The following is a 12445-nucleotide window of genomic DNA, read 5'->3' as shown; positions in this document are numbered from 1 at the left end:
ATGCGTAGCTGGCAAGTGGAGCGCCGCAAGCGGACGCGGTATCTGATCGAGCTCGGCGGGCTCGTCATCAAAGCGGGCGTTGTAGAGCTGACCGGCGATGATCGTGCCGTGATCTATGGAGGGCTGCTCTGGATGGCGGGGAAGCTGCGGAGCGACCACGCGGAGCATGCGCGGACGCTGTGGAGTGAGAATGGAAAGCAGGCGCTTGGAGAAGGGAGTTGAATCAGGAAAATACGCGAATTATGGGAGTAACAAAGCCTAGCGCTATCGAATGCATGGTTTAGACTTTCGCAACGTCTGCCAAGTGCGGGCAACTTTGGCAAAGCGCTTCTCAAAACCTATTATAGCGCTTCCGTTTAGCTCCGCTAACGGCGACCCCCCTTGTCGCCCTATCGAAGCGCCAAGATAGGGCGCTATGTCATCGAGGAATACGGTAATGCCAATCCGGGGAAGCTCGCGCACGAGCGGCAAGGGTTCCCAAGTCGGAGCAAAGAGGACCAATGGCGAAAGTCTTTTTCTCGTACACGCACAAGGATGAGGAACTGAGGGATCGTCTTGAAGTCTCTCTCAAGATGCTCCAGCGGCAGGGGCTGATCGAAACCTGGCATGATCGCCGCATCATCGTGGGAGATGAACTGGATCGCGCCATCAGTGACAATCTGGAGGCGGCGGACGTTATACTCCTGCTGGTAAGTCCGGACTTCCTGGCATCTGACTACTGTTACGATGTTGAACTGGCGCGTGCGCTGGAGCGCCACCGTGCGGGTGAAGCGGTGGTCATTCCCGTGATCCTGCGGCATTGCGACTGGCACGCGGCGCCCTTCGGCAAACTCCTGGCAACGCCGACGGATGGCAAACCCATACGGGCCTGGGCCGATCTGGATGAAGCCTTCCAGGTTGTGACGGTTGCCATTCGCAAGGCGCTTGAAGCCAAAGGTAGCGCTCCTCAGGCCGATCCCTTCCGAAACGTGCAGCGGAACGTGCCGCCTTCAGCCATGCCCGTGCGCGGGGCAGGTCCGAGGTCGAGCAATCTGGCTGTCAGCAAGCGGTTTTCGGACCGTGATCGTGACCAGTTCCTCGAGGAGGCCTACGCCTACATCGAGCGCTTCTTCGACAATTCCCTTGAAGAACTGAAGATGCGCCATACCGATGTCGACACGTCGTTCCGCCAGATCAGCGGCAACCGCTTCTCGGCGAAGATCTACCGCCACGGCAAGGAGGTATCACGGTGCTGGGTGACCCTCGGTGAGGAGATGGGGAAGGGGATTTCCTACTCGCAATCCGAGCGGAACGGTTTCAACGAGCAGCTGCGTGTCGACAGTGACGAGCAGGGCCTTTTCCTGCGGAGCATGGGAATGAGTATCGTACGAACCGGCGGCCGGGATCAGAAGATGACGTATGAAGGGGGCGCCGAGCTCCTATGGGACATGCTTATCTCGCCACTTCAATATGAATAGGGATCACCTGCAGGAGCATCCAGGCTGATCCTGTCGATGCCTGTTATCAGGACTGGCCGGCCCGCCCATGAAAGGCGCACACAAAATCATTTGCCGACGGGAAATTGTTCCTGTTATGCTCCACATATTCGCATCCTTACTTCTACGCTTGCCTACCTGGGTACACCCTCAGCCTGGCCGATCGCCTGCCCATGATGGGTATGCGGATCTGCGCGGGGTCCTCGAGCCCCGCCGACATTTCCTCGACGGCGAGCTCGATCTCACCCGCATCCTGGTCCGGAACCGACCGGCGACGTTCCTGTGGCGCGTGTCCGGGCACTCCATGCGCGACGCCGGCATCTTCGACGGGGACGTGGTGGTGGTCGACCGCAGCGTGGCACCGTGGTACGGTACGTGGTGGTGGCCGTCATCAACGGCAAAACCAGCCTCAAGCTGTACCGCAACGGCCGACCCCTGCGGCTGGCCTTCGCCAACCGCGACATGCCGGCGTTCCCGATGGTGACATGGCGCAGGTGGAGGTCTGGGGAGCGGCCACATGGACCCTGCACAAAACCCGGGTCCAGGCCGCGTCTACGCGCGGATCGATAGCAACAGCTGTTACTGTAGCTGTGAACGGGCGTTCCAGCCGAAACTCGCGCATCAGCCGGTGATTGTGCTGTCGAACAACGACGGCTTCTATAATCGGGCGCGCGCTGTCAAGCTGTGCCTTGCTTTGGCACCCTGCTGATGGACCGGAATAAGTGGAAAGCGGCCATCGAAGATCGATCACAGAACACCGTACGTGCTGACGATTTCCTGCCTTTCGTCTTCGGTCAGCATCACCAAACCCGCGAGGGTGCGCCGTCCCTTTGTAAGCGCAAGTACGGCTATGATGCTGTCGGCCAACGCATCGTTGGCAGCCTGGGGCAACTCTTGGAGAGCGAGCTTCTGCAATTCCGCCCAAGCGGCATCGTAGTCCCGTTTCAGCCAGTCAGGAAGCGGTGGATTGCGGCCATTGAGACGCGATCTTTCGATCGTCGCGGCCAGTGCGTAGGTATTCCATTCGCCTTTGCTACTTACTTTGTGCAATCGCACGATCTCAGGCAACGCGGCATACGACGCTTCACCGACATCGCTTTGATGATGGAGTTCCTCCCAGAGCTCTTCCCAAGCTGTCATGTCGCCACTTGCTAATCTTTGCAGCGCAGCGCTTGCGTCATAAGGAGCGCGGTATCCACCCTGTAGCAGAGACCAGCGCTTGTCATTTAAATCCATGCCCTCTCGCCTTGTTCAACGTATCCATTTCGAAGACATCGGTGGCTCCGAGTTTGAGCGGCTTGTGCCTGCCTACCATGTTCGCGCGGGCTGGTCTGACCTTGCCTGGTATGGGCAGACCGACAGCGACGGCGGACGCGACATTGTGTGACAAGAACCGCTCGAAAATGATGGGTTTTGATCCAGCGTCATTCAATGTGTCAGTCGTAAAACGCTGACGAAAAAGAAGGCAGAAGAGGACATGACGCGCGCCATCGCAGCGTCCTCGAACAAACTCAAGACGTTCAAGTTCGTTGTGGGTGGCGCTGTCTCTGCGACAAGACGCGATGCAGTCAAAGAGGCTGCAGTCAGTGCGAGGACAACGTCGCTGACGATATGGTCCGGAGTCGATTTGAAGAACATCTCCGTTTGATCGGAGACGATCTCCTGCGACGCTTCTGCGACGGCGAACGGTTTCCGGACCGTCCTGATGAACTCCGCCATTTTGCGAACGATTTTCCCGGCCTGACCGACGATGAAGCCTTGGCGCAGATTGCCGTGATATTCCAGCGACCGGCCTTTCAGACGCCGTTTCAGGAAGAAAGCTCCCTGCCTGCGTTCCAGACCGCCTTCGAATATAGGATTGCCTCGCTCAACAACGGTATATGGCGCACACGCGAAGGGAAATAATACGCCGGATACCTTCGCTGCATCACTTGCGGAACGTACCAACGAAAGCAAAAATCAGGAAGGCCTTAAAACTCGTCGATAAGCTGCGTCGCACCTTTGTTGGTGGTCTGCGCGGTAAGACGATCAGGCCGTGTGGGTTGCAGCGATCCACGCTGTTCCACCTTCATCATAGACCCAGGCGTTGCCGCGAGATTGGCTAACATCCGGAGCGGGGGTTTGGACGCCTTCCGTGAGCGTCGAGCTCCTTTAATGTTTATCTACGCTGACTTGTGATGACCCTTAATGGGAATGCAGCCAGGGCACCATTGGTGACGTGAAGCCATGCGATCAGAAAAATGCACGGGAAAGTCTCAGTTGCCTGTAGAGACTCCCCGTTGCCGAATTTATGCTTCACGCCATGCGGGAACACTACGTACAACGCGGTCTACAACTCGGTGACACGATTGTCACTGAGGAGGACTTGCTGTCGAAATACGAAATCGTCCTTGTCTTGGCCGAGCCCGGCGCCGGGAAATCCGAACTTCTCCGCAGCCTCGGAGCCCGAACGGGCACCGCGCCAATCCGGGCGAGTTTGTTCCGGCACCGCGAAATTCCGTCGGGAGTCCACGCGCTCGTCATCGATGCCCTTGACGAACTCGCAAAGATCGATCAATCGGCCATAGATCAGGTAATCGAGAAAGCCCGCGCGACAGGTGCCAGCCGCGTTGTCATGGCCTCGCGGTCGAGCGAATGGGATACGCCGCGCACGCACCTGCTCAAGGAAGCCTTCGGGATAGACGCTGCCGTTATCCGACTACAGCCCTTCACACGAGAAGAGCAAAGAGCACTTTTCGAGCAGCATGTTCCCGGAGAGGAGTTCGCGCGATTTAGTGAGGAGGTCGAGCGGTTCGACTTGTCGCCGCTCTTGGGCAACCCGCAGTTCCTGAAGCTGTTCGCAGACGCCTATGTCAGGCGCGGAAGACAGCTCATCTCGAAACGGCAAATCTTTGTTGACGCCATCGAGAAGCTCGCATCTGAGTCCATCTCGTCTGAATGGCAAAGAAACCGCCCGCCCATCGAGAGCATCGTCGTCATCGCCGAGGAGTTGTTTGCGAAGACGATGCTGGCTGGAGCCAGCGGGCTTTCCGTTGCAGACAGCGGCGATCGAGATTTTCCATACCTGTTTTCGCTCAGCACGGCAGATGCAGGCACTGTGGGTATCGCACTCAATACGCGCCTCTTCAAACCCACAAACGAACTGACCAACCATGAGCCGGTGCACCGGATCGTCGCCGAATACTGCGCCGCCCGATATCTGGTTCGCCGCACGGAGGACAATGCTGACAATCTGATGCTCAGCCGTGTCTTGTCAGTCGTTGCTCCCAACAACGTCGTGCGTGACGAACTTCGCGGACTCCTCGGTTGGGTGGCGTCGCTCGGCAACCCGCAGACACAGGAAGCCTGCATTCGGATCGACCCCTATGCAGTGTTGGCCAATGGGGACCCGTCGCAGCTTTCCTCCTCATCCAAACGCCTCTTGCTTAAGTCGCTTCAGGAACTGTCCGAAGTCGACCCGTATTTTCGGCGAAGTGACGCATGGCGTCGCTTCAGCGTGGCCGGACTGCTCACCCCGGAAATCGTAGAAGACGTGCGCTCGGCGCTGTCGGGGAGCGGAACGTCATCGGATCTTCGCAACCTCCTTCTGGAGCTGCTGGACGGATCGCCGATTGCATCGCAATTGGCTGACACCCTTCGCGATATCGTTCTTGATGCCAGCATGGACGTATATGCCCGCATCCGCGCGCAGCGCATCCTGGTCGGTTTTGCATCCTATAACCACACTTCGCTCACCAATTCGCTGGTTAAAAAAAGTGACTCCGCCTCGCTGCGGATTGCTGTCGAAAGCGTCGAAATACTCCGGAAATCGATTGAACTGTCGGCGATCATCGCCCTCCTGAGAGGGGTCGGGAAAAGGACATCCAAGCGGGCGCACGAAGACAGCGAGTCCCGGTTCAACCTTCGCTATCATACGAAGCAGATGATAGCCGGGTTTGATCTGACGACCACAATCGCGCTGCTCGATGACCTGACGAGCGATCTCCAATGCACATGCGGCAAGTCACGATCCTACGAGTGCGAGTGCCGGCCTGGCCCGAGCAAGATAGTCGGATCGCTGCTCGATCGTTATTTCGAACTGGCAGATGGCCCCTACGATCCGCAGCGTGTCTGGCGCTGGACACAGCACCTCATCTTTCCCGATCGTCGATCACCCGAGAGTAGCAGCGCCATAAAGCGCCTTCAGGAGGAGGACGGGTCGCGACGCGCCATCTACCTTATTGCGATGGCCGAACTCCCCGACAAACAGGCAGTCTGGAAGGCGGGTACGCGCTTTTGGAGCAGCGATGGCCATGCCGGACTGCGGATGAAATCGGAGGACTTGGTAGCAATTACATCGGAAGCATTTTCGACCGGAAATCTGGCTCTCTGGGCGGGATTTTACGCAAGTCATAATGTCTGGTCGGAAAACAAGGGGCCTGATCCGCTAAGGGCTCATCTGCGTAAACACGCACGCAGCGATCCGCGATTCTCAAGAATCTGGGGAGAGCTTGAGAGAGGGTCACGCAAGCTCCGCTCAGAACAGCAAGAACGATGGTCCCGCCGGCAGCGCCGCTGGCAACTTCGGGAAAGCGCCGAAAAAGAAAACAGGGCCACCTTCTTCCGCGAAAACAGAGCGCGCATCGAAGCCGGGCAGCATTGGGGCGCGGTTCGTGACATCGCCCAATACTACCTGCTCGAACCGGAAAAGCTCACAGAGTTTCTGGATGACGTCGCAACAGCCGACATCGCGCTGTGCAACGCGTTTGCGCTGTTGACCCCGCATACACCCACCCTGGCAAAGCTCAGCGCAGATAGACTGGTGGTGACGCGTGTCCTGCATGCAGCATGTCTGGCGACCTTCCGCAGAGAGCGGACGCTGGAGCACATCGATCACGATGTTCTCAGAGCGGTCAAAACCGATGTCGGCAGCTATCCGGGCTACCGCGAGAACGAGAGCGAGGAATTTGAGGCTGAGATCGACCGCCTCATACTCGCAAGCGATGCCGACGCCGAGGCGTTCGCGCGTGCTTTCATCGAGCCGCAATTGTTGCATTCGCCGGAAGCTGCCACGGACGTTAGCTGGCTGAACTACAAGGCGGCATTCAGCAATTTAAGAGCGCATCTACCGCTTGAATGGCTGACGCGGTTCCCGTTCATGCCTTACAATGCGCGTGATACGCTGTTCAATCTCGCGGCCGAGCATGGCGACCGGGCTGCCCTCAACGCGCTCATTTCGTCGCGATGTGAAGAGGTTCAGTCGGACGCTGGTGAGAGAACGGCGGCCGGCATGGACCCAGCGCATTCTGGCTGCTTCGCGGCTTCTTTTTCCTCTCTGATCCACCTGAACCAATCTGGGCGTATCTCAGGAGCGACCCGAGTGTCCTCCTGTCCATCGAGCAATACGCTGGGCGAATGTCACGCGACGAGCATCGCGGTTGGCCAACACTCTCCGCAAACAAGGTATATGGCATCCTCGATATTTACATCGATGCCTGGCCCAAAGTGTACTTGCCAAGCAGTTGGGGTTCTCACTCGCCGGACGGAGAAACAGCGTACCGTTTTCTCACGGAGGTGATCTACACCATAAGCCGCGACGAGCTGCAGAACGCGATTGCCGCGCTCGATCGCATTCTTGCTGATACAAGATTCGTGGATTTTCACGCAGAGGCGAAAAGCCTCAAGGCTGCCGCCCTGCGCAAGAAGGCGCTTCTGGCATTCGAACCGCCCTCAGCTGTCGCAGTGAATGAGTTGCTCAATCACAATCGGATCGCGAGCGTCGAGGACCTTCGAGCCGTCCTCGTGCAGGACTTTTCAGACTACCAGACATGGCTTCGTTACGCGGAAACCAACCCGCTTTCCGTGTTTCATCCGCGAGGAAAGCGGCTTGATGAGAACGGCTGCCGCGATCGTATCGTTGACCACCTCAATGCCCAGATGCGTGCGCGCAATCTGTTGGTGGTGATCGAGCAGTATTTTGTGGATTCAAACCGATGCGACATTACGGCTGCTGCGATGATCGATGGATCGCGGCGCTTGCTCGTTGTCGAGGTCAAAGGCCAATGGCATCGCGAACTCTTCACTGCGGCGTCAGCGCAATTGCACGAGCGCTACAGCAGCCATCCCGATGCCGCGCAACAGGGCATCTACCTCGTGCTATGGTTTGGGCCAGGGGAATCCTTGGCAGGTCGTCAGACGCACGAAGTAAAATCACCGGCCGAACTAAAGAACATGATCGAGCAGAGAATTCCTCCACACATCCGAGGTCTGATCGATGTGGTCGTGCTCGACCTTTCATTAAAGTCACGAGCGTGATTCTGCTGGCCCGCTCAGCGTGTAGGCTCAGCCTTTTCCAAAAATACCTTGTCGAGCAGGTGTAAATAGTCGTGGCTGCCACCTCTGCGATTTGCATGTCCGTTTTGCATGATCGCAGCGAAGAAGGCTGACCTCCCCGTTCGAACGCGATGCGCCCAGTGTTCCTTTGCTCTTCGTTTGGCAGCTGCTAGGAGTTTGCGCCCAAACATGGAATGGTCGCGATCGGTAGCCTGCTGCCGTCGCCGATCGTCAGAATATATAGGGCAGTAGTGTAGAATCGGCGGTTTTGCATGCCGATTGGTGGGCGTGCGGTGATCGCCGGCAATGTCGCACTATAGAGGGCAATCGGCGATGTTTGGCGGGCTGTGAACAGTGATGATGGGAACTATGTGTACGCTATAGCCCTCTAGGATGCGCAAGTGGTCTAGTGACGCAAGCGGCCACTATATCGCCGGTCGCCCCATTGTCGTCAGATGTGAAAAGCGGATTTTCGTTTGGCTCGCTATGGAAGCCTCAAGATCTATAATCGCAACTCCAGACGCTCATTGTGTGACACAATCAGCACCATGGGCTGCCGCCGTCACCGCCTGTTACGGCGTAGATCGGGACGCTGCTCGGGGGCGAATCAATGAAGTTGAGCGGCGGGCAGCGAGTCCAGCTAGAAGCTATTTCGCAAGACCTATCAGAATCTTGCGGCACCCTCGATTTCTTCCCATAAGCTAATATGCAGGCCGTCGCAGCGACGTGGCTGGAGGGGGAACGGATTGTCAAACGTGCGTGCGAGAAATCACCCTACAGCTTTGGTGCCGGTACGGCGAACGCGAGCGATTGCGGGAGTATGCGTCGTTGGTTGATGCCTTGCTTGCCCAGGACATCCTTGATGGCTCGGCTGTTCGCGACCGGCCGAACCTGTTTGTCATCGGCAGCTTCGACCGGCGCATCACCTTCTATTCCCAGCAGGTCAGGGCGCTATCGTTAATCCACGCGCTCAAGGAACTTGGCTACCTTAATGCCAATCCGAGGATCGCGGTCGTCGGCGGTGGGGCGGCCGGCGTCACCGCAGCCGCGGCTGCCGCGCTGGTCACCGGGTCGCAGGTCGTCTTGTTCGAATCTGCCGATGCGCTTCTGCCCCTGCAGTCGACGACCGATCGTCGGCGGCTTGATCCGCATATCTACGATTGGCCAGCGCACTACACGACCGATCCCATCGCCGACCTGCCGATTCTTGACTGGGAATCCGGAACGTGTCGCGCCGTTCGCGACGATGTTCTGCTTGGGTTCGAGGACATCGTCATCAGGCTCGCGCCGCGCCTGGAGCGACGGCTGCGCCATCAGGTTACCGCGCTGACACGGACAGCTGAGGGGTATCAGCTTGACATCACCGATCTTAATGCGCCGGCACCAACGCCAGGCGCCGGGCTGCGCGAACAATTTCACATGGTGTTTCTCGCCATCGGGTTCGGGCTTGAACCGGGCGAACCGGTGCCGGCTATACAGAGCGCCAGCTATTGGACCGATGCCGGCGTTCCGGTTGCCGAGTTCGCAGGTCGGCCGACCCCTCGGTTTTTCGTCAGCGGCGCGGGCGATGGTGGACTGATCGATTTCGTAGCCGCCGGAGCCCGCGATTTCGATCATGCCGGCATGATCCGACTGATCTCCGAACATCCCGGCATCGCGGCGTTGAAGCCGATCCTTGCAGAAATCGATGTGCGCGCCCGCGTCGAGGACGCCAATGGCGCCCGCTTTGATTTCATGGCGGCCTATGATGCCGAGCTTCTACAGTCCCTCACCGACATCGGTCTGGTCGCTGCGGTCGCGCAGCAACTCCGTCCCGGCGTGCAGCTCACGTTTCAGACTCAGCATGCTGAACTGTTCGACGTCTCAACGGCAACGCTCAACCGGCTCGCGGCCTATCTCACTATCAAGGCTTGCGCGGGCGACGCCCAGCGCTCGTTCCGGCACTTGCATTGCAATGTCGTAGCCCGGATTAACGCGCCGAATCCGGCACCGGTCGTCGCCACCTTTTGGCTCGACTGCGCCGGGGAGGCGGTTGCGGCGGATGCGGTGATCGTCCGGCGCGGTCCCCAGCGCGATGTGGTGCGGGCACCCTTTGCCCCACACCTGGACAGCTTTGATGTGACGCACAAAGAATGGCTCGCCCGATACGGCGAGGCAACGCTTGTCCCGAAATTGTCAGCACTGGCACGTTCTCTGTTCAAGGAGGCGGCGCGCAGTGCGAATATCCTTGCGCCGCGACTGCAGCGACTGGCGGCCAACCAGCTTCCCATATCGGTGCAACTGTTGCGCGAAGGCACCAACATTCGCTGGTCTGGCGCGATAGCGGCAGACCAGCTCATCCGTTCGTGGAGCGAGCAACATCCCTTCGAGATCATATTGCCGGATGGTCCCGAGGCGCTTGGTGCCGTTGCGGGTGCGGTGCTGCGGGTCGCCTGCCATAGCAGCAATTGCCGGCTCCACGCCGCGCCCGGCCTGTGGAGCCAGCTTGTCCGAGAACTCAGCCTGGATTCGCCACACGCCGAAGGCATGGCGATGCCGGAGATCATTGCCGGCAATCCCGGAGGCGCTGCCCAGGACCCGGTTTCACTGCCGCCCGATATTCTTGCGCGTCGGATCCACCGGTCGCTCGACAGCTGGCTTCTTGAGCGGCTGGACGCGCACCTCCAACCGTTCTTCGCCAGCAATGCCGATCCGGGCCGCCCAATCAATGTAAAGATCGCGCAGGATCTTCGGGCGGCGATGGCCACGACATGGGCGGTTTGGCATGCGTCGTTCACCGACGACCCGGCACTGCTAAATCATTTCCTGCGCTTGATGATTTGTGCGGTCGATGAGGACGATCATCCCGACGCAGCGCAAATTCTTGTTGGCCCGAGCAAATGGCCTGCAATTCTACGCGGCACCGCGGTCGCGCTCGCCATCGCTGCGGCTTGGGACGCGACATCCCCGAAAAGTGCTAGACCGGGCAATCTGGTTCGCCTGCGCGATGGCGACAGCGAATGGGCCGGCCACGGCTGCGCGGCCGATATGATCAACGGTGACGAGATGTCTTTGTGTGCCGCGTCGTTCATGTGGCAGACTCAGTTCGTCATCCTCGTAGTCAAGAGCGCTATTGAGGTCAGCCGAATCGCCGAGCGGCCGTTCGCGCAGATCGACACCGACCAGCCGGGGCTCAGCGATACGGATGGCTCTGGTCCGGTGATCATGTCGATCAGCCGCGATTTCATCGACGCGGCGGCGGCGGGCTTGGCCGAGCTACGCGCCCTGCTAGCGACGGCGGAGACGCGGCACTTTGAGGCGCTCGAAAAGACGATCATGAAAGGCGCGGCATGACGGATAGTGCGACTCTGTCACCCGGACTGGCTGATTTCGCTGACCGGCTGCGCCGCGCGGCGCTAAAGCTCGGACTCAAGGTTGAGGATCGGCCCGAACTGGCGAGCGCGACCTTCAACGGCGGATCGACCACGTCGACGACGCTCAGTCCGACCGATCTGCCGGCGGAGAGTCATGCGATCCGGATCGATCGCTTCAATATCGTGCTTGGCATCCTCCCCGACGTTGCCACCATGGAAGCGGTGATCGAGACGCTGCGGCGCTGCCGCAACCAGTGCGTCGTCGCGCGCTCGTTCCTCGGCACCAACGAGACGCTGGACTTGCAGTTGATGCTATTGGGACCACGCGCAAGCGAACGGCAAGAAGCCTGGCGTGCAATGGCGTTGATGGTCGAGCGCGATGACCGTGTCGCTCGCAAGCTGGCGTGGCTACGCCCCGAAGACCCGTTAAATGACGAACAGAGTTTCGCTGACTTTCTCAAGCGAACCTTCCTCGCCCGGCCATGGGTCCATGCCGAAGGCCAGTTCGAGGATGTGGCGCTCGATGAGCTGAGCGGCACCGGAGCGACTGCGCCGGGTTTACCGCGGACGACGGCGGACGAATGGGAGCGGATCGCCCTCGACGAAAAGAAGACGCCGGATGAGATTGTCGCGGCGTTGGTCAAATCCTGGAGTCGGAGGGGTCAGGCATGAGCGAGATCTTCCTCTCCAGCATCGCTATCCAAGATTTCCGGACCTTCGGCGACTTTGCGATCGACATTCCGGCGGCGCCCGGTCTTGTTCTGCTCACCGGCACTAACGGCTTGGGAAAAAGCAGCTTCTTCGATGCGATCGAATGGGGACTGACCAACAAGATCCGCCGGTTCGAACCCTATATCAACAAGGGCCGCAGGAAGCTCGTCGAGAAGGATTACCTTACGCGCCGGGGGGCTGAGCCGGGGTCGCATAGCGTGGCGCTGACTTTCTCGGACGGCGATGCTGTCGAGCGCAGCGCAACCGGCGGTACGGCGATGGTGGACATCGTCGCGCAACTTTCGCGGCCCGACCGCCGCACGATCAGCGATCTTGGGACCTATCTCGCCCTCACTCATTTCCTCGGCCAGGCAGCGCAGCAGCGGTTCACCAGCCGCGACCCGCAGGACCAGTGGCAGGCGCTCAAGGGGCCGAGCGGCATTGATCGGCTCGAGCGTATTCGCGCGGGCCTGCGCGGGCGATCGACCATCGCTGCATTCACGCGCCGGCTGGACGTCGAACAAGGTGTCGTCGCCACGCTCGATCGGCAGATCGCGGACTGGCAAGGATGGATGGTCCGCCTTGAGCGGCTCC

General features: G+C 59.4%; 10 protein-coding genes. 8 read left to right on the top strand and 2 right to left on the bottom strand.

Annotation, left to right across the window (positions count from 1 at the left end; all coding sequences use genetic code 11):
- From RTX98_RS03255 to RTX98_RS03245, 3 genes are all read left to right on the top strand, one after another.
- Positions 1–222: a conjugal transfer protein TraD gene (locus RTX98_RS03255; RefSeq protein ID WP_312794542.1), complete on the top strand. Its 222-nt coding sequence runs from the start codon at positions 1–3 to the stop codon at positions 220–222.
- 278 nt (positions 223–500) lie between these two features.
- On the top strand, positions 501–1457 hold the full coding sequence (locus RTX98_RS03250; protein WP_312794540.1) for a toll/interleukin-1 receptor domain-containing protein: 957 nt from the start codon (positions 501–503) through the stop codon (positions 1455–1457).
- 67 nt (positions 1458–1524) lie between these two features.
- Complete coding sequence (locus RTX98_RS03245; RefSeq protein ID WP_312794538.1) at positions 1525–1959, top strand: LexA family protein; 435 nt, start codon at positions 1525–1527, stop codon at positions 1957–1959.
- 263 nt (positions 1960–2222) lie between these two features.
- Here RTX98_RS03245 and RTX98_RS03240 read toward each other — a convergent pair whose 3' ends face one another.
- Both RTX98_RS03240 and RTX98_RS03235 read right to left on the bottom strand, forming a co-directional pair.
- Complete coding sequence (locus RTX98_RS03240) at positions 2223–2711, bottom strand: hypothetical protein (RefSeq protein WP_312794536.1); 489 nt, start codon at positions 2709–2711, stop codon at positions 2223–2225.
- A gap of 192 nt (positions 2712–2903) precedes the next feature.
- Positions 2904–3422, bottom strand: coding sequence for a hypothetical protein (locus tag RTX98_RS03235; RefSeq protein WP_312794534.1), 519 nt, complete (start codon positions 3420–3422; stop codon positions 2904–2906).
- Between the two features lie 418 nt (positions 3423–3840).
- On the opposite strand from RTX98_RS03235, the gene RTX98_RS03230 reads away from it, so the two are divergent.
- The 5 genes from RTX98_RS03230 to RTX98_RS03210 form a co-directional block, all read left to right on the top strand.
- Positions 3841–7032: a hypothetical protein gene (locus tag RTX98_RS03230; RefSeq protein WP_312794532.1), complete on the top strand. Its 3192-nt coding sequence runs from the start codon at positions 3841–3843 to the stop codon at positions 7030–7032.
- The gene (locus tag RTX98_RS03225) at positions 7029–7769 is read left to right on the top strand and encodes a hypothetical protein (RefSeq protein ID WP_312794530.1); all 741 of its coding nucleotides are present in this window, start codon (positions 7029–7031) and stop codon (positions 7767–7769) included. Before RTX98_RS03230 ends, RTX98_RS03225 begins: the two co-directional genes overlap by 4 nt.
- An 846-nt stretch (positions 7770–8615) precedes the next feature.
- Positions 8616–11120 (top strand): ABC-three component system protein, encoded by a 2505-nt coding sequence (locus RTX98_RS03220; protein ID WP_312794528.1) that lies wholly within the window; start codon positions 8616–8618, stop codon positions 11118–11120.
- Entirely contained in the window at positions 11117–11812 is a 696-nt protein-coding gene (locus RTX98_RS03215; protein WP_312794526.1) for an ABC-three component system middle component 1, read from the top strand. Before RTX98_RS03220 ends, RTX98_RS03215 begins: the two co-directional genes overlap by 4 nt.
- A partial coding sequence (locus RTX98_RS03210) for an AAA family ATPase (protein WP_312794525.1) occupies positions 11809–12445 on the top strand: 637 nt, incomplete at its 3' end. The genes RTX98_RS03215 and RTX98_RS03210, both read left to right, overlap by 4 nt.

This window comes from Tianweitania sp. (genome assembly GCF_032053605.1).
Taxonomy (GTDB): Bacteria; Pseudomonadota; Alphaproteobacteria; order Rhizobiales; family Rhizobiaceae; genus Tianweitania.
Note: the sequence above shows the minus strand (reverse complement) of the source record. Positions and strands in the feature narration are given on the sequence as shown.